The sequence below is a fragment of the Aestuariicoccus sp. MJ-SS9 genome, from assembly GCF_032586235.1.
Lineage (GTDB): Bacteria > Pseudomonadota > Alphaproteobacteria > Rhodobacterales > Rhodobacteraceae > Aestuariicoccus.
The window spans coordinates 37,190-57,530 of record NZ_JAWHTD010000019.1 but is presented as its reverse complement, the minus strand read 5'-3'; the positions used below and the strand labels follow the sequence as shown (position 1 = coordinate 57,530).

General features: G+C 62.6%; 20 protein-coding genes and 2 pseudogenes. 10 read left to right on the top strand and 12 right to left on the bottom strand.

Annotated elements, in window-relative coordinates; translation table 11 throughout:
* Positions 1 to 143 precede the first annotated feature (143 nt).
* Complete coding sequence (locus RXV88_RS13745) at positions 144 to 1,067, bottom strand: LysR substrate-binding domain-containing protein (protein ID WP_316293780.1); 924 nt, start codon at positions 1,065 to 1,067, stop codon at positions 144 to 146.
* A 110-nt stretch (positions 1,068 to 1,177) separates the two neighbouring features.
* On the opposite strand from RXV88_RS13745, the gene RXV88_RS13740 reads away from it, so the two are divergent.
* From RXV88_RS13740 to RXV88_RS13730, 3 genes are all read left to right on the top strand, one after another.
* Positions 1,178 to 1,483: a hypothetical protein gene (locus RXV88_RS13740; protein ID WP_316293778.1), complete on the top strand. Its 306-nt coding sequence runs from the start codon at positions 1,178 to 1,180 to the stop codon at positions 1,481 to 1,483.
* A 226-nt stretch (positions 1,484 to 1,709) separates the two neighbouring features.
* Positions 1,710 to 3,263, top strand: a complete 1,554-nt coding sequence (locus tag RXV88_RS13735) for an NAD(P)/FAD-dependent oxidoreductase (RefSeq protein ID WP_316293776.1) — start codon at positions 1,710 to 1,712, stop codon at positions 3,261 to 3,263.
* Between the two features lie 387 nt (positions 3,264 to 3,650).
* Positions 3,651 to 4,670 (top strand): IS110 family transposase, encoded by a 1,020-nt coding sequence (locus RXV88_RS13730; protein ID WP_316293774.1) that lies wholly within the window; start codon positions 3,651 to 3,653, stop codon positions 4,668 to 4,670.
* A 400-nt stretch (positions 4,671 to 5,070) separates the two neighbouring features.
* Here the strand turns inward: RXV88_RS13730 and RXV88_RS13725 are convergent, their stop codons facing one another.
* Positions 5,071 to 5,535 (bottom strand): hypothetical protein, encoded by a 465-nt coding sequence (locus tag RXV88_RS13725; RefSeq protein WP_316293772.1) that lies wholly within the window; start codon positions 5,533 to 5,535, stop codon positions 5,071 to 5,073.
* On the opposite strand from RXV88_RS13725, the pseudogene RXV88_RS13720 reads away from it, so the two are divergent.
* Positions 5,536 to 6,501 (top strand): annotated as a pseudogene (locus tag RXV88_RS13720) (LysR substrate-binding domain-containing protein).
* Between the two features lie 555 nt (positions 6,502 to 7,056).
* On the opposite strand, the gene RXV88_RS13715 reads toward RXV88_RS13720, so the two are convergent.
* Complete coding sequence (locus tag RXV88_RS13715; protein WP_316293770.1) at positions 7,057 to 7,260, bottom strand: hypothetical protein; 204 nt, start codon at positions 7,258 to 7,260, stop codon at positions 7,057 to 7,059.
* A gap of 95 nt (positions 7,261 to 7,355) precedes the next feature.
* On the opposite strand from RXV88_RS13715, the pseudogene RXV88_RS13710 reads away from it, so the two are divergent.
* Positions 7,356 to 7,775: pseudogene (locus RXV88_RS13710) on the top strand (winged helix-turn-helix transcriptional regulator); the annotation flags it as partial.
* A gap of 116 nt (positions 7,776 to 7,891) precedes the next feature.
* On the opposite strand, the gene RXV88_RS23710 reads toward RXV88_RS13710, so the two are convergent.
* Complete coding sequence (locus tag RXV88_RS23710; protein WP_410468828.1) at positions 7,892 to 8,254, bottom strand: hypothetical protein; 363 nt, start codon at positions 8,252 to 8,254, stop codon at positions 7,892 to 7,894.
* A gap of 279 nt (positions 8,255 to 8,533) precedes the next feature.
* On the opposite strand from RXV88_RS23710, the gene RXV88_RS13700 reads away from it, so the two are divergent.
* Positions 8,534 to 8,842 (top strand): SH3 domain-containing protein, encoded by a 309-nt coding sequence (locus RXV88_RS13700; protein WP_316293768.1) that lies wholly within the window; start codon positions 8,534 to 8,536, stop codon positions 8,840 to 8,842.
* 228 nt (positions 8,843 to 9,070) lie between these two features.
* Here RXV88_RS13700 and RXV88_RS13695 read toward each other — a convergent pair whose 3' ends face one another.
* From RXV88_RS13695 to RXV88_RS13665, 7 genes are read right to left on the bottom strand one after another with little or no spacing between them, the layout of a single operon-like run.
* Positions 9,071 to 9,916 (bottom strand): fumarylacetoacetate hydrolase family protein, encoded by an 846-nt coding sequence (locus RXV88_RS13695; RefSeq protein ID WP_316293766.1) that lies wholly within the window; start codon positions 9,914 to 9,916, stop codon positions 9,071 to 9,073.
* A gap of 29 nt (positions 9,917 to 9,945) precedes the next feature.
* Positions 9,946 to 10,473 (bottom strand): NADPH-dependent FMN reductase, encoded by a 528-nt coding sequence (locus RXV88_RS13690; RefSeq protein ID WP_316293764.1) that lies wholly within the window; start codon positions 10,471 to 10,473, stop codon positions 9,946 to 9,948.
* 9 nt (positions 10,474 to 10,482) lie between these two features.
* Complete coding sequence (locus RXV88_RS13685; RefSeq protein WP_316293762.1) at positions 10,483 to 11,793, bottom strand: TRAP transporter large permease; 1,311 nt, start codon at positions 11,791 to 11,793, stop codon at positions 10,483 to 10,485.
* Positions 11,790 to 12,347 carry a TRAP transporter small permease subunit gene (locus RXV88_RS13680; RefSeq protein WP_316293761.1) on the bottom strand — a complete coding sequence of 186 codons (558 nt, stop codon included), beginning with the start codon at positions 12,345 to 12,347 and terminating at the stop codon, positions 11,790 to 11,792. The genes RXV88_RS13685 and RXV88_RS13680 overlap by 4 nt, the downstream gene beginning before the upstream one ends.
* Positions 12,348 to 12,356: 9 nt before the next feature.
* Positions 12,357 to 13,406, bottom strand: a complete 1,050-nt coding sequence (locus RXV88_RS13675; RefSeq protein ID WP_316293760.1) for a C4-dicarboxylate TRAP transporter substrate-binding protein — start codon at positions 13,404 to 13,406, stop codon at positions 12,357 to 12,359.
* 49 nt (positions 13,407 to 13,455) lie between these two features.
* Entirely contained in the window at positions 13,456 to 14,601 is a 1,146-nt protein-coding gene (locus RXV88_RS13670) for a CaiB/BaiF CoA-transferase family protein (RefSeq protein ID WP_316293758.1), read from the bottom strand.
* Positions 14,602 to 14,605: 4 nt separating this feature from the next.
* Positions 14,606 to 15,418: a citryl-CoA lyase gene (locus RXV88_RS13665; RefSeq protein ID WP_316293756.1), complete on the bottom strand. Its 813-nt coding sequence runs from the start codon at positions 15,416 to 15,418 to the stop codon at positions 14,606 to 14,608.
* A gap of 127 nt (positions 15,419 to 15,545) precedes the next feature.
* Here RXV88_RS13665 and RXV88_RS13660 point away from each other — a divergent pair, with 127 nt between their 5' ends.
* The 4 genes from RXV88_RS13660 to RXV88_RS13645 are packed head-to-tail and all read left to right on the top strand — an operon-like array spanning position 15,546 to position 19,820.
* Complete coding sequence (locus tag RXV88_RS13660; RefSeq protein ID WP_316293754.1) at positions 15,546 to 16,409, top strand: dioxygenase; 864 nt, start codon at positions 15,546 to 15,548, stop codon at positions 16,407 to 16,409.
* Positions 16,409 to 17,218, top strand: coding sequence for an IclR family transcriptional regulator C-terminal domain-containing protein (locus RXV88_RS13655; protein ID WP_316293752.1), 810 nt, complete (start codon positions 16,409 to 16,411; stop codon positions 17,216 to 17,218). The genes RXV88_RS13660 and RXV88_RS13655 overlap by 1 nt, the downstream gene beginning before the upstream one ends.
* 28 nt (positions 17,219 to 17,246) lie before the next feature.
* Complete coding sequence (locus tag RXV88_RS13650; protein ID WP_316293751.1) at positions 17,247 to 18,743, top strand: amidohydrolase family protein; 1,497 nt, start codon at positions 17,247 to 17,249, stop codon at positions 18,741 to 18,743.
* Between the two features lie 54 nt (positions 18,744 to 18,797).
* Positions 18,798 to 19,820 (top strand): uroporphyrinogen decarboxylase family protein, encoded by a 1,023-nt coding sequence (locus tag RXV88_RS13645; RefSeq protein ID WP_316293749.1) that lies wholly within the window; start codon positions 18,798 to 18,800, stop codon positions 19,818 to 19,820.
* A 118-nt stretch (positions 19,821 to 19,938) separates the two neighbouring features.
* Here the strand turns inward: RXV88_RS13645 and RXV88_RS13640 are convergent, their stop codons facing one another.
* Positions 19,939 to 20,337, bottom strand: a complete 399-nt coding sequence (locus tag RXV88_RS13640) for a hypothetical protein (RefSeq protein ID WP_316293747.1) — start codon at positions 20,335 to 20,337, stop codon at positions 19,939 to 19,941.
* Positions 20,338 to 20,341 lie beyond the last annotated feature (4 nt).

Genomic DNA, 20,341 nt, shown 5'->3' with positions numbered 1-20,341 from the left:
CAGAGGGCCGTCAACGAGGGACGTTTCGTGCGTCAGGTGTCCAGCTTTCGTAACTGGATAACGCCGGATGGCCGCCCGGGCCCGACGGGATCATGGCAGGCTCTTGGCGTGGCAAGGGCACCGAGCTGTCGCCGCATCATGGCTCAATCCTGCGATCGGTGAGCCATCCGTCTTCGATCGGCCTCTGACGCCCGGTAGGCCCATGATTTGAACGCTTCGACCTTCGGGCTGGTCCATTTGTCGCGGCCACCGAGCAGGCACACACCCCCGAGCGGAGAGTGGCAGACCATGTCGGGGAACGGCGTGACCAGTGTCCCGCTGGCAAGCTCCTCGTGGCACAGAACAAGGTGCGCCATGACGACGCCGACCCCCATCACCGCGGCCTTCGTCGCGATATCGAGGTTTGGAAAGTCCTGACCCGTTCGGGGATCGACATCCTTAGGCTGGAAGGCATTCACCCAAGTCGTCCAATCGGCATGGTCCCGCGTCTCGTGCAGCAGTTCGCACCGTGTCAGGTCTTCGGCCCGCTCAAGCGACGTGGCCTCAAGATAACCTGGCGAACAGGCTGGTGTCAGACAGATTGGAAAGAGCGTGAGATGCTCGATTTCCTGCGACCGGTTTGGCCAGTTCGACACCGAGAACCCGATATCGGCATCAATCGGGTCGAAACCGCTGTCCGGGTGGAAATCGGTCGTCAGGCGCAGCTTGATATCCGGGTAAGCCTTACGGAATTCATCGAGCTTTGGCAGCAGCCATCGAATTGACGTTCCGGGCGGACAAATCACGCGCAATTCCGAGGCATCCGAAGCGACCCGCTCTGTGCCCCGCGCGATCATACCGAACGCTTCCGTCAGGACCGGCGTCAATTGCCGGCCGGCTTGGGTCAGCCGGACGCCCTGCGCCTGGCGCGCGAACAACTGAACGCCAAGGCTGTCTTCCAGAAGTTTCACATGCCGGCTGATGGCGCCTCGCGTGACGTGCAGTTCCTCTGCAGCGCCAATGAAACCGTTGTGACGGGCCGCGGCTTCGAAAGCGCGAAGTGCATTCAGAGGTGGAAGTCTTGCCATAGCGATAGGGTCACTTTTCCTGATCCATATGGTGCATAGAACTGGTTTGCGCGCAAGTCTCTCCAGGGGGCACGATTGCGACCGAGGCCAATATTTCATGGATCAGATCGATGTCCCTTTCCGAACTCACCCCGCATAACGCTTCATCCTGGCTCGCCTTGCTCTGCAAGTCCGTGAGTGAATTTATCCCTCGCGCGCCAAAGAGACCGAAACGGGATACGGTCCTCGATGATCTCGAGCGCCTGGCGATGCTCTCGCCGCACCTGCTGGCCGATCTCGGTTTCTCGGTAGATGAATTCGAAAGCACTGCGACGGCCGTCTGCTGGCGCAGGGAGGACATGGCCGTCTTTATCGCAACCGCGGACGGGCACGCATTTGCCATGCGTGATCCGGATTGGGCCAGGATCCAAACCTGAGTGACCCGGAACTCGATTTGGCAGTGTTGCCTCGGGGCTTCGAGGCCACCGTTTGCTGCCGCGGCTTTTCCTGGCAGCTTTGAACCGGGCGCGCCGGACAAGGCGTGAGCTTTGATGGCGTCCAGATTGGATTGATCGTTATCAAGGCGTTCTTTGCAACCGCATACTAATCGTAGGCGGACTTACAGCATTTCACTTTCCCCTTTCGATACCACGGAGATTCAATATGGCCGAGGCTGACAAGAGCCACTGGGACGCTATCGTCATCGGCTCGGGCATGGGCGGCATGGCGGCGGCGGCCGCGCTGTCGAAGGCCGGGCACAAGGTGCTGCTGCTTGAGCAATACCAAACACTTGGCGGCCTGAGCCACAGCTTTTCCATCGAGGGCTTCAACTGGGATGCGGGCATCCATTATCTCAACTGCGTCGCCCCGGAAGATCGCGAGCGCCATATTCTCGACTGGCTGTCGGACACACCGATCGAATTGGCCTCGATGGGCGCGGTCTATGACAATCTGCATATCGGCGATGCCGCCCCGCTGGCCTTGTCCCGCCCCTACGAGGCGCAGGCCCGCGATCTCAAGGACCGGTTCCCGGACGAGGCGGAGGCCATCGACGCATGGATCGCTGCGCTGAAAGAGGGCCGGGAGGCTCTTATGAAGGTCACTATGACCCGCGCGATGCCCGAGATCATCGGCCATGCCTTGAAATGGTGGCACAGCCACGCCATCGAACGCTGGTGCAAGCGGACCACGCAGGAGGTGATCGACGACATCACTGACAATCGCGCCTTGGCGGCCGCCTTCGCCGCGCAATGGTTCGACCATGGCGGCAGGCCAAGCAAGGCGAGCTTTGCCTTGCATGCCCTGATAACTGGGGCCTATCTGGAAAGCGGCGCCTGGTATCCCAAGGGTGGCGGCGCGACCTTTGCCGAGCACATCCTGCCGACGATCACGAACGCGGGCGGCGAAGCGCGGGCGGACACCAAGGTCGAGACGCTGCTTATGCAGGACGACCGGGTCGTCGGCGTGCGGACGGCGCAGGGGGAGGACATCCGCGCGGATACGGTGATCTCGGATATCGGGGCGCGCGAGACCGTGAACCATCTTCTGCCAAAGGGGTGCGGGCAACAGGACTGGATCGACGAGATCAACGCCCTGCCGCACTCTGTCGCCCATTTCAGCCTGTTCGTGGGCTTTGAGGGCGATATCCAGCGCGCCGGGGCGACGCGGTCGAACCACTGGATTTATCCAGGCGGCAAGGTCGACGTCGTCTGGACGGACGTCCCCGACAGTCCGCCGCCCGGCATGTTCGTATCCTTCGCCTCGTTGAAGGACCCCAGCCATAAACCCGGACCATCGCAGAAATACGCAGGCGAAATCGTCGCCTGGGCCGACTGGTCGGTGGTGGAAGCCTGGGCCGACAAGGAGCCGGGGGCGCGGGGCGAAGACTATCAGGCCTTCAAGACAAGGGTCGCAGACGCGATGTTCGCGCAGTTCGAGACCTATTTCCCCGAGTTGGCCAAGCTGGTCGTGTTCCGCAATCTGTCCACGCCGCTCACCACCCGCGCGATCACGGGGCATCACAAGGGTGCATTCTACGGCATCGACACGACCCCTGACCGGTTGATGAGCGAAGCGCTGCAAACACGGACGCCGATCCCGGGTCTGTTCCTTGCCGGTCAGGATGTCCTGAGCCCCGGTATCCCCGGGGCGCTGTGGGGCGGCGTGCTGGCTGCCGCGACCGTCGATCCGAGCCTGTTTCGGCAGCTTCCCGGCTGACAGGTCGCGATACGAGACGTTCCTGCCCAGCCGGCGCAATCGCGGACCTTCACGGATGCCGGCAAAACGTCGCCATGGCCGCATCGGCGTGGTTCAGGCGGATGGTCGGTCGGCGGCGAGGTATGCAGCGCAAATTCTGCCTCATCTCCCCCTCAAGGCGGTTACGATGACCCAAAAACCTACCGTTACGAAATAAAATCAGGTGTCGCGAAGGCGCTAACGCCGGAAAGCCTAACGTAATCCAGACCAAAGCGAACGCTCCTGAACGTCACGGCCTCCGGTGGTCCAAATCATCTGACAGCAGATGGGGTGGATGGCTCCCGCTCCCCGGCGTCGCAATGCGCCATAGTGCAGGTGTCAGAATCTGCGATAGAGAGGAGCCACCCCATGCAAGTTACCACCGTCGGCCTCGACTTGGCCAAGACCATCTTTCACGTGCACGGCGTCACTGAGGAAGGAGAGGTTGCGTTCAATCGGCCTTTGCGCCGCTCGCAGGTTCTGGCGTTCTTCGACCGTCTCGCGCCCTGCCTCATCGGCGTGGAAGCTTGCGCATCGAGCCACTACTGGGCGCGTGAGTTGTCGAAGCTGGGTCACACCGTCCGGTTGATGCCGCCGATGTATGTCAAACCCTACGTGAAGCGCGGCAAGTCGGATGCTGTCGATGCAGAGGCCATCTGCGAGGCAGTGACACGTCCGACGATGCGGTTTGTCGAGATCAAGTCCGAAGAACAGCAGGCGCTTCTATCCCTGCACCGGGCACGGGACTTCGTGGTTCGGCAACGCACTCAGCTGATCAACATGCTTCGCAGCCTGGCGGCGGAGTTTGGCATCGCCATTGCTCGCGGTGTCGCGCGGGCGATCGATTTCGCGAAAGGGATCATAGAGGGGCAACAGGCCGATCTGCCGGAGCTCGCCCAGGACGTTCTGCGCGTCCTCAGCCGACAGCTAATTGACCTGCACAACCGGCTTGGGTGGTACGAGATCACGATGCGCATTCAGGCACGCCTCAGCAGGCAGGCGCAGCTCCTGCAGACCATTCCCGGCGTCGGCCCAGTCACGGCATCGGCTGTGGCTGCGACAATCGGATCAGGCCACCAGTTTCGAAGCGGTCGCGAGTTTGCCGCCTGGCTAGGGCTCTCGCCGCGCAACCATTCCAGTGGCGGCAAGGAGCGGTTGGGCAAGATCACCAAGATGGGCGACAGGTACCTGCGTCAGCTCATCGTCGTCGGCATGACGTCCCGTGTCCGGCAGGTTGCCAATCACCCAGAACGCGCCGATCCCTGGCTGGCAGACCTGCTGCAGAGAAAGCCCGCGCGCCTCGCAACGGTCGCCATGGCGAACAAGACGGCTCGGATCATGTGGGCAGTGCTGACCAGGAACGAACCCTATCGGCCGCACGCAGCCTGAGCCGGAAAGGAAAGACGAGATAGCAAGACCAACGATGTGATGGTGTACCCTTCAGCCGCAACGATCAGGACACTCCGCCGAATGTCCCGGGCGTCACTGCCCGCAAAGCAGTTAGGAACCTGATCTGCGGATCCCATCAGGGCCAGCGGTCGAGACCGCGCAAACAGGCCGGACACAAGACCGCTTCTGAAAAGGTACGCACAATCTCATTTAACCCTTGCTATGCGGGCGCCATCCACACAGGACATTCGCCAGGCGTCAGAACAAGACGAACGAAACGCCTCCCTTGGGGGGGGCGTTCCGCATTTCGAACCGGGACGTTTCACATGGATCGGCTGGAAGAGGTTATGACAAGCCAAGCCCATGTTCGCGGCGACCTGCTCGAAACTCCTTGATCCTCTCAGCTGGTGCAGAAACCGCAGTCGATCTCACGAAGAAAGCCAAGCCGTTGTGCAATCGAGAGATGTTGCATCGCCGGATTCGTCCAATCCGCGTCAAGCGCGTTCAGCTCAAGCGCGTTGCGGCCGATGGCGTGGAAGAAGGCCTCGACATAGGCTTCGCCCGGCGCCTCAAGCACCACGAAATGGCGACCGTTCTCGGAGAAGCTTTCAATTTCGGAGACCTTCAGAACCTCCAGAAGCTGCGGGCTTGCGCCGCCGTAAGCGTGGTCGATCCGAACGGCAAACTGATCGGCCGCGGCCGGCAGTGCGGCGAAAAGGGCGAGAATGGCGGCGGGGATGAAGGGGCGTGTCATGGTGTTCTCCTTTGGTTGAATTTCATGCTTCGGCAGAGAAACCCTGCGACTTTGAACCCCAGCTGACAAACGAGATTGATTTTGCTCTTGGGCAAGATATTCTTGGGTCAAATGCCCAAACGTCTTCCATCGCTGACATCCTTGCGGACCTTCGAGGCCGCTGCCCGGCACATGAGCTTTGCCAGGGCAGCGGATGAATTGTTTGTCACCCCGGCGGCCGTGGGCTTTCAAATCAAACAGTTGGAGGAAGAGCTTGGCGGCGCCCTGTTCATTCGCAAGCATCGTGCGATCGAACTCACAAACAAAGGCCGGGTGCTTCAGAAAAATCTCGGGCGGGTGTTTGAGAGAATTCAATTCGCATGGGATGAAGCGCACGAGCCGCTGAAAGAAGTTGTTCTGACTGTCAGCGGACCCGCCAGGGCAGTGCATGGCTGGGTCATGCCTGCACTCTTCAAGGCGCAATCGCAACGTCCCGACATCCGGATCTCGTGGGATCTCAGCAAGCAGAATCGCGATATCGCCAGCGGCAAGGTCGATATGGCGATCCGCTGGGCAAGAGAGCCCCAAGGAGACTTCCACTGGGAACCGTTGCTGCGGACATGGTTCACGCCCGTCATGCGCCCCGACGTTGCGCGGTTTGCAAAGCGACCGGTCGATCTGAAAAAGTAGGGGCTGATCAACGTTGAATTCACCCTCGATCCGGGAAACCATGAATCGACATGGGCGGCGTGGTGCCGGGTCAACGGTCTGGAACCGCCGGCAGCCTTTGCGGTCACCTGTGCAGATACGGCAAGCGCCGTAGAGACGACACTGGCCACAGGACATATCGCGCTCGCCGGGTCATTTCTCGCCAGCGAGCACCTGAGAAAGGGCGAGTTGGTGGCGCCGTTCGACACCGCGATCGCACCTTATTCGAGATTCTGGCTGGTGTGTCGCAAAGGCATGGAGACGACATCCGAGCACCAATGGTTCCTGAAGGCGATCCGCGATGGCGCCGTGGCCATCGATGCCCTTTTGAACGATATGAAACTGTTCCATCCGGACGGACGTGCCGTTCCGGATCCAGCCAATATGTGAACGTTCTCCGGCATTGTCCCGATCCTGGCGAATGAGGCGGGCAGAGCCGAAGTCGGCAGGCCAGTATCCACGATCCGAGCTTCAAGGCTCAGTCGCCTTTTTGCAGACGGCCTGACCAGAATTGGCACATCCGGTTCCAACCCGTGGGCCATTCCCGGAAAAACCCGAAAGCGTTCTTTTGTCACGGATTGTGGGACGCGATAACGACGGCGTAGCGGCTTCTGCTAACGACCGGCCAGACTTTTGCCGGGTCATAGAACGCGGCGAACTGCGCTATCCGTCGGGACAGATAGACATGTGGCTGCTTGGCGGCGGTGTGGACGTGCACATCGGGCGGCATGGCCGCGGGATCGTCCAGCGACCCTGCACGAATGAAGAGCACATGGTCGCCGACCCTTGGCAATGCGTGGTACTTGATCCAAACCGCGACACCGCATGTCTCACAGCGTCAAATCGCCTGCCCTGCGCCGCTTGGTGTCGCGCACGGCTGGTCCACACCGAACCGGATATGATTTCGGCCCGATCTTTCCCTATCAGCGCGTTGACAGCATATGCCTAGCCGGATTGCTTCTGGCACAATGTGCTATGACAGCCATGCACGATCAACGGTTTGGACGATATCCGGTATCCCAGATGGCCGCAGGTGCATCCGCCTGCAAAGATCTCCTGGGCCAGCACGCCGGTCGCCCTTTCTTTGGAAGCATCGATCATCGTGCGCGCTTTCCCTGCTTTTGTGGCGATATCGCGGTAATCATCCATGAAGCGCTGTTCATCCAGACGCCGTCCGCGTCACGGTCGGCCGATGAAAAAGGGCCCGGCCCGCAGCTGGGCGCATCCCCGTCCGGTTGCGGCAGGTGGTTCAAAAGAACCGATCGGGCGGCCGAAAGCCACGGGTTGTCCGATCGCTTCCGCCGAACGATTTGGGTCAGCCGTCCCCTTGGTCGAAGCGCTCTGCGCATGGCGCGCAAAAAGTCAGGGCAGCAATCGATCCCGGTTACATCGTCCGTCTCTCCGACGATCCCGGCCAGCGTCGGCGGGGTGTCGCCAAAGCCGCACGCGACATCAAGAACACGTTCGCCCTTCTGGAGATCGAGGCACGGAAAGACCTGGTCACTGTGGCGCGACAGGCCGCCTTCGAGGATGTGGCGATCCTGATCGTGCGCGAACCGCTTCTTGCCAGCAACCGGTTTTCGACGCTTCAAAAGGGCCTTCCCCGGATTTCGCCCAATGTCCTGAATACCCGGCTGAAAGAGCTCGAGGAACACGGCGTGATCGTGAAGCGGCGTCTCAATGGCCAACGCCCGTCTGACTGCTGCGGGCAGGGAATTGTCCGCCGTGATCGAGGCGCTGGTGGTCTGGTGTGCGACAATTGCGATGTGAACCTTTGCTATCAGGACCCTGGCAAAGACATCGATGTTTTCATGACGGCAACTTCGCGCGACATGATCGGTGTCTGGATGGGCGCCCTGCCGCTTTCCAAGGCTCTCCACGGACGAGCGCAACATGCTGGTCGGAGAAGCGGCCAACTGCAAACGGTTCTGCAAGTGGTTCCCGCTCTCGACGGCAGCCGGCATTCCCCGGCCGGGCAATACGGCATCTGCAATGAACGAAACCGCAGCCGATCTCGGCAAGGATTTGGGTCCAGACCCCAGTGTCGCCGCCAATTCTGGATGATGATCCGGGCCTCCCTGAGCGCGCAGAAGCTCTCTCGGTCGAGCAGGTCATCGCGAAACCGCACAGTGAAGCTTTCCACGTGACCGTTCTTGCAAGGTGACCCCGGCCCGATGCAGGCCGTCCTGGCGCCGACCGTTGCCTGGCAGGCGATATCGCGCCGCACAAAAAGGCCCCCGCCGCCTCGGCCAGCGCGCCTTGGCCGACCAGCCCAACGCGCGAACGCTCCAGACCCGACGCGGCGGGCAATGGCATGGGTCGAACCTGCGCAATCTGCTGGCGCGGTTCGATCAGGGCTGGACCGATGGCCCTGAAAAATGATTCAACGTCACTGTCCGTCTTTTAAATGAAAGCTTGAATAATGACGCACAGACCCCGGATCACGACCCTTCCAAAGCTTGCGTCGCTTCTTGCGCTCTCGCTCATGGTCGGCTGCGGCGGCGTGTCGGGCACCCGTGCCGTGGTCTCTGGCGCGGGTCCCGACGATCTTCTGAAACTTCGAGGCGGCCCGGGGCTCGGCTATCGCGTGCTCCTGGGGCTGCCCGACGGAACCGAGGTGATCCGCCGCGACTGCGTGACGGAAATGGGCCAGCTCTGGTGCCGGGTTTCGCTGACGGACGGGCGGGGCGTCACCGGCTATGTCTCGGCAGATTATCTGTCGGCGCCCTGACGTCGGCCCGCACGCGATCCGAGCCGACCTCGCCTGCGCCGGGCACGAAGACAGACGACCGCTGAAAGAGGGTCGGCAGAACCGACTCAGGTGCATCCGAACGCGTTTTCGAACGTGTGCTTGCAGACCAGGTCGAGTTCCGCCCCCCACCGCCAATATGGCAGCCGCCATGCCGCGCGGAGGGCCGCTGAACACGGCCCCTTGGTGTCTTGACGCGCAGGAAACGCCCTAGGCCGACGGTTCGTCGATCACCTCGTTGACCAGCGTGCCGACACCGGTGATCTCGACCTCGACCGACATGCCGGGTTCGAGGAACAACTCCGGCTTGCGATACCGTCCCACACCGCCCGGCGTGCCGGTCACGATCACGTCGCCGGGCTTTAGCGTGATGACGGTCGAGGCATAGGCAATTATTTCCGGAATCCCGATGGCCAGTTCCGAGATCGGGGCGTGCTGTTCCACGTTGCCATTGACCCGCGTCGTCAGGGTTTGCGCGCGAATATCGCCCACCTCGTCAGGCGTGACCAGCGCGGGGCCCATGGCGCCAGAGCGTTCAAAGCTCTTTCCCGGCCAGAACTGGGTCGTGTGGTTCTGGTAATCGCGGATCGACCCTTCGTTGACGCAGGAATAGCCGGCGATGTGATCCCAGGCGTCTTCCCGGGCGATGTGGCGCCCCGGCTTGCCGATGACAAAGGCCAGTTCGCCCTCATAATCGAATTCCCGGCTGGCGCGGGGCCGTTCGATGGGCGTGCCGTGGCCGACGAGGCTTTCTGGATAACGGGTGAAGAGCGACGGGTATTCCGGATGCGGGCGGCCGGATTCGATGATGTGCGGCAGGTAGTTCAAACCCACGCAGATGATCTTGTCGGGGTTCGGAACCGGCGGCAGAAGCGTGACATCGGCCAGCGCGAGCGCCTCGCCGGCCCCGTCGAGGCGGGCAACCGCCCCGGCCGCGAGAACTGATTTCAGATCGGGGTATTCCGGCAGGGCGCTGCCTGCGTCATGGACCGTGCCGTCCGTCAATGTGCCAAAGGAATTCGTACCGTCGGGGCGGGTAAAGCTGACCAATTGCATCCGTTTTGCCTTGTCTTGGGGTGGGCGTCTCAGGAGAGGCTGTCGATAAAGGGGGCGAATTCGGTGTCGATGAAGCCCAGAACGGCGTCGTCGGTCAACACACCGTCCGTCACCTTGTCATTGGCCTGCGTCACCAGGACCTCCTTGTTGGCGTGCACGCGGGCCAGCATGCCGTTCAGAACGTATTTCAGATGCGCCTGCGCCCGCACACCGCCCGTCACGCCGCCCGAGACGGTGATGACGAACGACGGCTTGCCCTTGAAGACCGACGCGTAGGCCGGGCGCGAGGCCCAGTCGATGGCATTCTTTAGAACGCCGGGGATCGAGTAGTTGTATTCCGGGGTGACAAACAGCACCCCGTCCGCCGCGCCGACTTGTTCGACGAATGCGGCAACCGCGGGATCGTCGGTCACGTCGGCGTTGTAATGCGGCAGCAAACCGACATCGGCGGTGACGAACGTGGCGCGGTCGCGGAACCTTGCCTCGATTGCGCGCGCGGTGGCGCGGGCCGACGATGCAGCGCGCAAGCTGCCTGGGATAATCAGGATTTCGGGCATTCTGTCCTCTTACATAAGGGCCAGCCAGGTGGCGACGGGGGGAAAGGCGGTGATGATCGCGAGCGACACAAGCATCGCGATGATGAAGGGAACGGCCCCGCGAAAGATCTCGCCCACTTTCAGATCGGGGTCGTCCATCGCCGCCTTGATCGTGTAGACCGAAAGGCCGAAGGGCGGCGTGAGCAGCCCGATCTCGACCGCGATGACGGTGATGACGCCGAACCAGATAAGGTCCTGTCCCGCCGCCTGCGCTATTGGCAGGGCGATGGGCAACACGATCAGCATGATCGAAATGGAATCGATCAGGCAACCAAGCGCCACGATCAGCAGGATATAGGCCAAGAGGAATCCGTAGGGGCCGATGTTGCCCGACAGGAACCATTCCGACAGTTCCCTGGGAACCCCCGAAAGCGCCAGCATGCGGCTAAAGAACGTGGCCGCGAGGATCAGGAACAGTACCGAAACGGTGATTTGCCCGGTTTCGACGAGCAGGCTCCAGAAGGTCGACCGGTCCAGCGAGCGGCGCAGCAGCGCGATCAGCAGCGCGCCGAACGCGCCCGCCGCGCCGGCCTCGGTCGGGTTCAGGAACCCGCCGTAGAGCCCGCCCAGAACGAGGATCATCAGGAACAGGATCGGAATGGATTTCCACAAGATCTGCACAAACGTGATGTCGGTGTATTCGGCGCTGTCCCCGGTCTCGAACACGAAATCGCGCCGGGTCCGGGACAACAGCAGGATCGTCACGATGAAGGCCGCCGCCAAAAGCAGCCCCGGCCCGACGCCCGCCAGGAACATCCGCCCCACCGATTGCTCGGCGAGCACCGCATAGACGATCATCAAAAGCGAGGGCGGGATCATCATGCCCAGCACGCTTGAGCCTGCGACCACGCCTGTCGAAAAGCGGTTGGTATAGCCGTGCCGCCGCATCTCGGGCACCGCGATGCGGCTGAAAACGGTGGCCGAAGCGATCGAAATCCCCGTGATCGCTGCAAAGACCGCATTGGCGAAAACCGTTGCCACCCCCAGCCCGGCGGTGACCCGGCGCAACAGTCTTTGAAAGACGTCGAACGTGTCCTTGCCGACGCCCGAGACGGTGACAAGCAACCCCATCAGCACGAACAGCGGGACCACCGCGAACAGATACTCTTCGAGACTGTCATTGGCGACCTGCGTCATCATCCGCACCGCCACGACGTCGTTTCGGATCAGCGCCACGCCCACGAACGACACGGACAGCATCCCGATACCGATGGGCATTCCGATCAGGATCAGCACCACAAGGACAAGGATCGCCGCAAGGCCGATATCGAACGGCGTCACGATGGCCTCCTGACGGCGCGCAGCGCGGCGAATACGCGGAAGGCGAACTGGGCCGCCGCCACCGCGAAGCCCGCGAGGATCAGCACGCGGAACGGCCATGTGGGCAGTGTCGCGATGCCGGGAACGCCGATGAATTCACCCGCCGTCATGTCTTTTTCCAGAACCCGGATCGAGGCCCAGGCGATGGTGCCCAGAACCGCCGCGCCCACCAGATCGAAAACACCCCCCAACGCCGCGCCCGCCCGCGGAAAGCGGCGGTTGAGCGGTACGGTGAAAACCTCGGTCCGCGCCAGCCGGCCAGCGCGTACAGTGGCGCCCAGTTGCAGCGCCACCAGTGTCACGACCAAGAGCGCGCCGCCTTCCGACACCAGCGGCAGCGACGCCCCCGCCGCGTTGCGCGCCACGATGTCGGCGCAGATGATCAGCATCAGCACGCCGATCAGCACCGTGCCAAGGGCTGCAAAGCCTTCGACAAGCCGGTGCCAGCCGCGTTCGAGCGCGGTTTCCCGCACCTCCCCCGCCGGGGAGGTGCCGTTGTCGTCGGGCCGGGCCAAGGGGCTGCCTTACTTGTCCCAGTCGCGGGCGGGCGTTTCGCCCCGCGCGCGCACACCGTCGAGATAAGCGGCGAGGAAGTCGCGCGCCGGAATGCCGCGCGCTTCCAGCGGATCGGCCCAGTCGCTGGCCACGTCGGGCATCTTGTTGACCCATTTGATCAACTCGCCTTCGGGCATGTCGACGATGGTCGCGCCAAGCTCGACCATCTTGTTCATCGCGGTTTCGTGGCGCTCGACCAGATCCTTGCCATGCTCCCGGGTGTAGTACTGGCCGGCCTCGATCATGGCGTTCTGCACCTCTTCGGGCAGGCTGTCCCAGCTGTCGCGGTTGATCGCCACGGCACCCGAAAACGCACCGCCCGCGTCGAAGCGGTTGATGTAGGGCGCCACCTCGTAAACCTTGATCGGCAGCGCACCAAGCGCCAGCGTCAGAACGCCGTCGGACACGCCCGTCTGGATATCGGTGTAATAAGTGGTCAACGCACCGTCGACTGCGTTGGCCCCAGTGCCCCGCAGCCAGTTGCCCAGAACGCCGGGGGCCGAGATCTTCATGCCGTCGATATCGTCAATGCCGCCGATCGGCTCTTTCAGATACAGGTCGTAAAGATCCGTGCCCGTCAGGCCCAGAACCTTGAGATTGTACTGCTCCCATTCGTTGCGGAAGGCTTCGTTGGTCTCAAGCAGCTCTTGGTGTACCTCCAGCTGAAGCGCCGGGTTCGACGTGGCAAAGGGCGCGTTCGAGGACGCCTGGCTTAATGGCAGCTTGGCCTGTTCCAGGAACGAAAAGACCCAGCCGATATCGGTGATGCCCTCTTCGACCGAGCTGAGCGTCGCGTTGGCCTTGTAAAGCTGGCCGCCGAACGCCTCGTTCCACGCGATTTCATAATTGCCCGTCTCGGCCAGAATCTCGTCGGTCCTGGCCATGAAGTGCGTCTTGATCATGCCGACCCATGGAACCACCGTCGGATGGCTCGATGCGACGGTCAGGCTGATCGTCTCCTGTGCGTGCACAGGCACGGCCAAAAGCGCGCCCAGAACGACGCCACGCAGATAAGTCATGGTCTTCCTCCCCTCGGATGCGGCGCATTGGCCGCCCTTTGTTATGCGATCAGCTTGCCTTCCTCCGGGCAAGTTCCTCGCGGATTTCGTCGCCGTGTTCGTCCAGAACCGGCGGCGCCGAAACGTCTTGCTCGGGCGCGCCGTCGAAATTGTACGGCGGGCGCACCGTGGTGAATGTGCCAAGCTCGGACGACGGCGCCTGCACCTTGATGCCCAGGTGCTGCGCCTGCGGGTCCTCCAGCGCCTCGTTGCTGTCGTAGGCAGGCGAATGCGGCACCTCGTTGGCGAGCAGCAGATCGCACCACGCATCCCGCGTCTTGGTTTTGAACACCGGCGTGAAATGCGCGATCAGGTCGTCCTGATGGTTGATCCGCTCGAGCCGTTCGGCAAAGCGCGGGTCGTCCTTCAGTGCCTCCTGCCCGGTCGCGGCCAAAAGCCCCTCCCAGAACTTGGTGGGCGAGGACAAATGGATCGCCACCCATTTTCCGTCGGCGCATTCGAACGTGTAGGATTGCGACACGACCGGGCGTGACAGCGGGCCCATGACCTCATCCACGGAATAATAATGGGTGAAGCTGTCGAGATTGAAATGGCACATCGCTTCGAGCATCGAGATATCGATGCGCCGCCCCTTGCCGGTCTGCGCGCGCTCGAGAAGCGCTGCAAGACAGGCCATCGCCGCATATTGCCCCGTCACCGCATCGGCGATCGCAGGCCCGATCACACGCGGATTGGTGGGCGGCGTCAAAAGACGCAGATAGCCCGAAGCCGCCTGCGCCACGGTGTCATAAGCGGGCCGGTCCCGGGACGGGCCGGACGTGCCGAAGCCGGAAATCGCGCAGTAGATGATGTCGGGGCGGACCTTGCGCAGTTCCTCCTCGCCCGCGCCCAGCTTTTCGGCGACGCCGGGGCGGAAGTTCTGGATAAAGACGTCCGCAGTCGCCACCAGATCGTGCAGCACGGCGCGGTCGCCCGGGTCCTTGGTGTCGAGCGCGATGGATCGCTTGTTGCGGTTGTAGGTCTGGTAATGCGGTGAATAGAGCCCGCCCTTGAACGCCCGGAACGGATCGCCCGTGCCGGGGCGCTCGACCTTGATCACATCGGCGCCCAGGTCGGCCAGGTGCATGCCGGCGGCAGGCCCGGTGATGTAAGTACCCAGCTCGACGACGCGGATTTCCTTCAAAAGCTTGACCATGGGTTTACTCCGCCGCCTTTGAATTCCGGGCCGAGACCTTGCCGTCATAGGAAATGGCCTCGTCCGCCTTGTGGGACATGATGAACCCGATGGACCGCTGCGCCTCTTCGAACAGATGCGCCGAAAGCCCCGCCGTGCGGGCCAGCAGCGGCACCGCCTTGATCGCGTCCAATGGCCAGCCCGCATCGAGGATACAGGCCGGGATCGCACCCGAGACGTTGATCGGCAATGGCCGCTCGATGATGCCCGGCGCATGTTTGCCCAAGATGCGCAATGTCTCGATATACTGCCCCGTCACGCCCAGCTCGTCGGCGATGGCCAAAAGCCTGTCCGCCCGCGGGTCTCCTGCGCTGTGCTGCGGATGGCCAAGCCCCGCGACCTTTTTCTTTTGCGCCTTGTGCTCCTGAAGGCTGGCAATCGCGGCGGTCTCGATGTCGGTTCCGTCGGCCTCGACCTTGTGGATCACCTCTGCCAGGTAGCGGCCTGCCGCCTCGGACGATCCGGCAACGACGCTGCCCATGCCCAAAAGACCGGCCGACATCGCGCCCTGCCAGGCATCCGGTCCGGCCGCCAGCGTCATCCGGGCAGCCTGCACCGACGGCACGAGCCCGTGTTCGGCAATCGCCACAAGACAGGCGTCCATCATGTCGCGCTGCGCTTGCGTGGGCTTTTCACCCAGAACCAGCAGCCAGAAATAATCGGTGAAATTGATCTTGCCGATAAGGTCGTCGCAAAGGTCGTACCCCCGGACCGTCACACTCTCCGCATCCGACGTGGCGATCGCGGTGAAGGCCTGGTTTTGTTTTCCAATGCGCATGGGCATCCGCTCCTTTTTCGCATACCGAAAAAATTTTCACTTGTCGAAAAATATGAGCGGCTCTAGGTTCGGGTCAAGTCATTATGTCGCAGGTGGGTCAGCGCCCGCCACCCGGGGAGGACGAAATATGCGCGATATCAACGAGTTCACGATCACGGACGCGGTCAAAAAAACCTTCAGAACAGAAGAAGGCAGCCGGTTCGAACAACTTCTGCACAGCTTTATCGAGCACGTGCACGACTACACACGCGAAAATCAGGTCACCCATGAGGAGTGGATGGAAGTCCTCATGTTTCTGTACGATTGCGGGCAGATTTCCACGCCGGAACGGCATGAATTCATTCTGTTGTCCGACGTCATCGGGTGGTCGGCCCTCGTCGACATGATCAACACGCGCGGCGGCGCCACCGAAGGTTCGAACCTCGGGCCGTTCTACCTCGACAATGCGCCGCGCAAATCCCTGGGTGCCGATCTTTCCGACGGGCGCGACGGGGTCTGCGTTCTGGTGCACGGCAAGATCACCGATTCGCTGCACAACCCCCTGCCCGGCGCCATCGTCGACACCTGGCAGGCGGATGCCGCAGGCACCTACCCCATCCAGGAACAGGATCAGGGGCAAGACAAGATGGACCTGCGCGGGGTGTTCGAGGCCGATGAAAACGGCAGATACTACTACACCACGGTCCTGCCGAAACCCTACACGGTGCCTTATGACGGCCCTGTCGGGCGGCTGTTGCGCGCGGGCGACCGCCACGCGTGGCGGCCCGCGCATCTGCATTACATCGTGCGCGCACCCGGCATGAGCTCGATCACGACCGAAGTGTTCTTCGAGAACATGGAATATCTCGACAACGACGCCGTCTTCGGCGTGCGCAGATCGCTGATCGCCAAGATGAAGCCCGCCAAGAACATCGACGATCTGGGCTACACTCTGACGAAGAAACCCGATGCGGTTTGCGAATTCGACTTCGTTCTGGCCCCGGAAGGCTGATGCGGGTGAGCGCGGCGGAAGAGAAACCGGTCGAGTTCGTCGAGGCGCTGGCCAAGGGCATTGCGATCCTCGAAGCATTCGACGCGACCCATCCGGAAATGACGCTTTCCGAGGTCGCGCGCCGCGTGAACCTGTCGCCCGCTGCCGCGCGGCGGTCTTTGATGACGCTGGAGACGCTGGGCTATGTGGGACGGCGTGACAAACGCTTTCACCTCCGCCCGAAACTGATGGCGCTGGGATCGGCGTTCTACGTGACGGCCCGGATCGACGAAATCCTGCGCGAGGATCTGCGCGGAATCGTGGACCGGTTCGGCGACGCCTCTTCTGTCGGCACGCTGGATGGCGATGACGTGATCTATGTCGCCCATGTGTCGGTCCAGCGCGCCCGGCGCGCGACCGCGGTCGCGGGCGCGCGATACCCGGCCTATGCCACGTCCATGGGGCGGGTGCTGCTGGCGGGCCTCGCCGACGACGCGCTCGACCGCTACCTCGCGCAGGTGGAGATGGTGAAACTCACCTCGAAGACCTGCACCAACCCCAAAGCGCTGCGCGCCGAGCTTATGGTTGCGCGGCGTGAAGGCTATGCCACCACGGTCGATCAGCTCGATTACGGCATCACCGCGCTGGCCGTGCCGATCCGCGATGCGAACGGGCAGACCGTCGCCGCGCTCAACACATCCGGCTACACCGGGCTTGTGACGCCCGACCAGCTTGTCGCCGAACGGCTGCCCACCCTGCGCGAGGCCGCGTCGCATATCGGCCACCAACTTACCCGCTACCCGATGCTGCGCGCAGCGCTGGCGGGATAACCGATCTTTCAGGGAGGAGACCCAAACCATGTGCAGACTTTGCAGTCCAACGACGCCGCGCGCGCTTTGCCCTGGCAAAGCCCCGCTCTTTTCGGCGGCGACAGAAACCAGCTCGGGTGCAGCCGCGGCGCAGGCAGCGCGCACCAACATCACCGCCGCCCCCCTGCCCAAGCTCTCGGGCGAACCCGGCACACGGCTGTTGATCAAGGGCGGCGTCGTGATGTCGGTGGATGACGCGGTCGGCAATTTCGCCAAGGGCGACGTGCTGATCGAGGGCAGCAAGATCGTCGAGGTCGCCGCGCATATCGAGGCCTCAGACGCGCACGTGATCGACGCCGCGGGCAAGATCGTGATGCCCGGCTTCATCGACACCCATCACCACCAGTTCGAGACAGGGCTGCGGTCGTCGCTCTCGGATGCCATCGTGGTCAACGACGGCAAACCCGAAAACGCCCGCAACTACTACGAGGCGATGCTTCTGGGCTTTTCCCAGCACTACCGCCCCGAAGATGTCTATATCAACGAGCTTTACGGCGGCCTTGCCCAGCTTGACGCGGGCGTGACGACGGTGATGGACGTGAGCCAGATTCATCACTCCGCCCAGCATTCCGACGCCGCCATCGAAGGTCTGCGCGACGCCGGACGGCGCGGCGTCTTTGGCTATTTCGAAGGCTGGTGGGACGGCAAGGAACATCCCGGCGGCGCGCGCCGCATCCGCGAGCAGTATTTCAGCTCGGACGACCAGCTTTTGAGCATGGTCATGGGGGGCGAAATCTATATCGAAGGGTACGAGGATATGTGGCAGATCGGCCGCGATCTCGACCTGCAGATTGCTTTGCACGTGGTCACGACGTTCGGTATGACGCCCACCTTCGACGAGCTGGCCAAAAAGGGCGTTTTCGGCCCCGATAACATCTTTATCCACATGACCGGCATGACGGATGACGCGTGGAAAGCCGCGGCCGATGCCGGCGCGCATGTGTCTTTGTCGGTGCCCATCGAGATGCACATGCGCCACGGCCAGCCGCCGATTCAAAAGGCGCTGGGTCTGGGCATGACCGTGTCGCTGTCGTCCGATGTCGAATGCACCATGTCGGCGGATTTCTTCACCCAGATGCGCGGCATGATCACGCTGCAGCGGATGCACGCCAACGAACTGGCATTGTCGGGGCAGGATCACCCCGGCCTGATGCGCTGCGCCGATGCGATCCGCCACGCCACCATCGAAGGCGCCAAGGGCCTGCGGCTGGACGGCAAGACAGGCTCTCTCACGCCCGGCAAAGAGGCCGACATCATCCTGCTGGATGCCGAGGCGATCAACGTGGCGCCTCTGAACAACGCCCCGGGCGCAGTGGTGACACTGATGGACCGCACCAATGTCGACACCGTCATGGTGGCCGGCAAAATCCGCAAATGGCAGGGCCAGCTTTTGGGTCATGACATCGACAAGCTGCGGTCCGAGCTCGAGCAAAGCCGCGACTACATCTTTGAAAAGGCGGGCGTGCAGCACGACCTTTTCGCCTGAGCGCCTTGGCGGGCAGTTCCCCTGCCCGCCCTCACATCCTTCCGGAGCGACGCCATGCTTTTTCCCACCACTCTCGTCGGCAGCTATTGCCAGCCCGACTGGCTTATCGACCGCGACAAGCTCAAGGGCCAGTTTCCGCCCCGCACCCGCGCCGCCGAGTTGTGGCGCATTCCCGAACCGTTTCTTTCGCAGGCACAGGACGACGCCACGCTGGTCGCCATCCGCGAACAGGAAGAAGCGGGGCTCGACATCATCACCGATGGCGAAATCCGGCGCGAAAGCTATTCCAACCGCTTCGCCACGGCGTTGGACGGGCTGGATCTGGACAATTATGGAACCGTAATCACCCGCTCGGGCAGCCCGGTGCCGGTGCCGCGTATCGTGGGTCCGATCCGGCGCGCGCGCCCCGTCGAAGTGGACGATCTGAAATTCCTGCGCGCCCACACCAAACGCAAGATCAAGATCACCCTGCCCGGCCCCTTCACCATGAGCCTGCAGGCGCAGAACGACCATTACGGCTCTGCCGCCGAGGCGGCGATGGACTATGCCCAAGCAGTAAAGGAAGAGGTGGCCGATCTTTTCGCGGCGGGTGCGGACATCGTTCAGCTTGACGAGCCGTGGTTGCAAGCCAAGCCCGACATCGCGTCCGACTACGGCGTGGCGGCGATCAACACGGCCCTTGAGGGCGCGGCCGGCACGACTGCCGTGCATATCTGCTTCGGTTATGCCGCGATGACCAAGAGCCGGCCCGAGGGCTATTCCTTCCTGCCGCAGATGAAGGATTGCGTCTGCGATCAGATCAGCATCGAGACGGCGCAGGCCAATCTCGACACCTCGGTGCTGGAAGAGCTGCGCGGCAAGACGATCATGGTCGGCGTTCTGGACCTGTCCGACATGAGCGTCGAAACGCCCGAGATCATCGCCGACCGCATCCGCCGCGCGTTGCCGTATGTGGATGCGGAAAAGATCGTGGTGGCGCCGGATTGCGGTCTGAAATACCTGCCGCGCGACGTCGCCTTCGGCAAGATGAAGGCGATGGCCGACGGCGCCGCAATCGTGCGCGCAGAGCTTGGCTGACCGGGGCATGCGGCACGCGCGGCCTTGAGAGTCTCCCGGCTTGATCGGCCGCGTTTGGCGGTGAATGGGTCAACCTTTGTTGGGGAGATAAGGAGCCCCTCGGTTCGGGTTGACACCTTCAGCGGGTCGCCTGCGCTGCAAGCATTCGGCACGCGTTATCGTGCCGGCATCGTAATTCGCAGAGAATGGGCCGGACTTTTCTGGAGCCGTTCAATACCAGGCAGCACCACGGCAAGGTGTCTCCTGTTGTCAACGGCGCGCCGGTGTCGGCCACCCCGGTTCCGCAGGCCAGCCCGGCGGTTTCCTGGATTGCGACGCAGCGCACCGTGTGGCGATCCAAATGGTGCTGCACCTCGAACGTCAGCAGGCGCGGCTCTGACCAGAGCACCCGCAGCGCGGTGTTGATCGGCGGCAGCACGCCGCCGTCAAAGCGCACATCGACGACCGAGCCCGAGATTTGCGAGACGATCCCGCGTGGTCGCTCGGTACCGGCTGGATATTCGGAGAGGTACGCCATCGGA

Excerpts from the sequence above, each read along its gene's own strand:
- RXV88_RS13735 (WP_316293776.1), top strand. The coding sequence starts at position 1,710 with ATGGCCGAGGCTGACAAGAGCCACTGGGACGCTATCGTCATCGGCTCG.
- RXV88_RS13740 (WP_316293778.1), top strand. The coding sequence starts at position 1,178 with ATGTCCCTTTCCGAACTCACCCCGCATAACGCTTCATCCTGGCTCGCC.
- RXV88_RS13715 (WP_316293770.1), bottom strand. The coding sequence starts at position 7,260 with ATGGATGATTACCGCGATATCGCCACAAAAGCAGGGAAAGCGCGCACG.
- RXV88_RS13640 (WP_316293747.1), bottom strand. The coding sequence starts at position 20,337 with ATGGCGTACCTCTCCGAATATCCAGCCGGTACCGAGCGACCACGCGGG.
- RXV88_RS13695 (WP_316293766.1), bottom strand. The coding sequence starts at position 9,916 with ATGCAATTGGTCAGCTTTACCCGCCCCGACGGTACGAATTCCTTTGGC.
- RXV88_RS13645 (WP_316293749.1), top strand. The coding sequence starts at position 18,798 with ATGCTTTTTCCCACCACTCTCGTCGGCAGCTATTGCCAGCCCGACTGG.
- RXV88_RS13665 (WP_316293756.1), bottom strand. The coding sequence starts at position 15,418 with ATGCGCATTGGAAAACAAAACCAGGCCTTCACCGCGATCGCCACGTCG.
- RXV88_RS13730 (WP_316293774.1), top strand. The coding sequence starts at position 3,651 with ATGCAAGTTACCACCGTCGGCCTCGACTTGGCCAAGACCATCTTTCAC.
- RXV88_RS13700 (WP_316293768.1), top strand. The coding sequence starts at position 8,534 with ATGACGCACAGACCCCGGATCACGACCCTTCCAAAGCTTGCGTCGCTT.
- RXV88_RS13655 (WP_316293752.1), top strand. The coding sequence starts at position 16,409 with ATGCGGGTGAGCGCGGCGGAAGAGAAACCGGTCGAGTTCGTCGAGGCG.
- RXV88_RS13660 (WP_316293754.1), top strand. The coding sequence starts at position 15,546 with ATGCGCGATATCAACGAGTTCACGATCACGGACGCGGTCAAAAAAACC.
- RXV88_RS13670 (WP_316293758.1), bottom strand. The coding sequence starts at position 14,601 with ATGGTCAAGCTTTTGAAGGAAATCCGCGTCGTCGAGCTGGGTACTTAC.
- RXV88_RS13650 (WP_316293751.1), top strand. The coding sequence starts at position 17,247 with ATGTGCAGACTTTGCAGTCCAACGACGCCGCGCGCGCTTTGCCCTGGC.
- RXV88_RS13690 (WP_316293764.1), bottom strand. The coding sequence starts at position 10,473 with ATGCCCGAAATCCTGATTATCCCAGGCAGCTTGCGCGCTGCATCGTCG.
- RXV88_RS13745 (WP_316293780.1), bottom strand. The coding sequence starts at position 1,067 with ATGGCAAGACTTCCACCTCTGAATGCACTTCGCGCTTTCGAAGCCGCG.
- RXV88_RS13675 (WP_316293760.1), bottom strand. The coding sequence starts at position 13,406 with ATGACTTATCTGCGTGGCGTCGTTCTGGGCGCGCTTTTGGCCGTGCCT.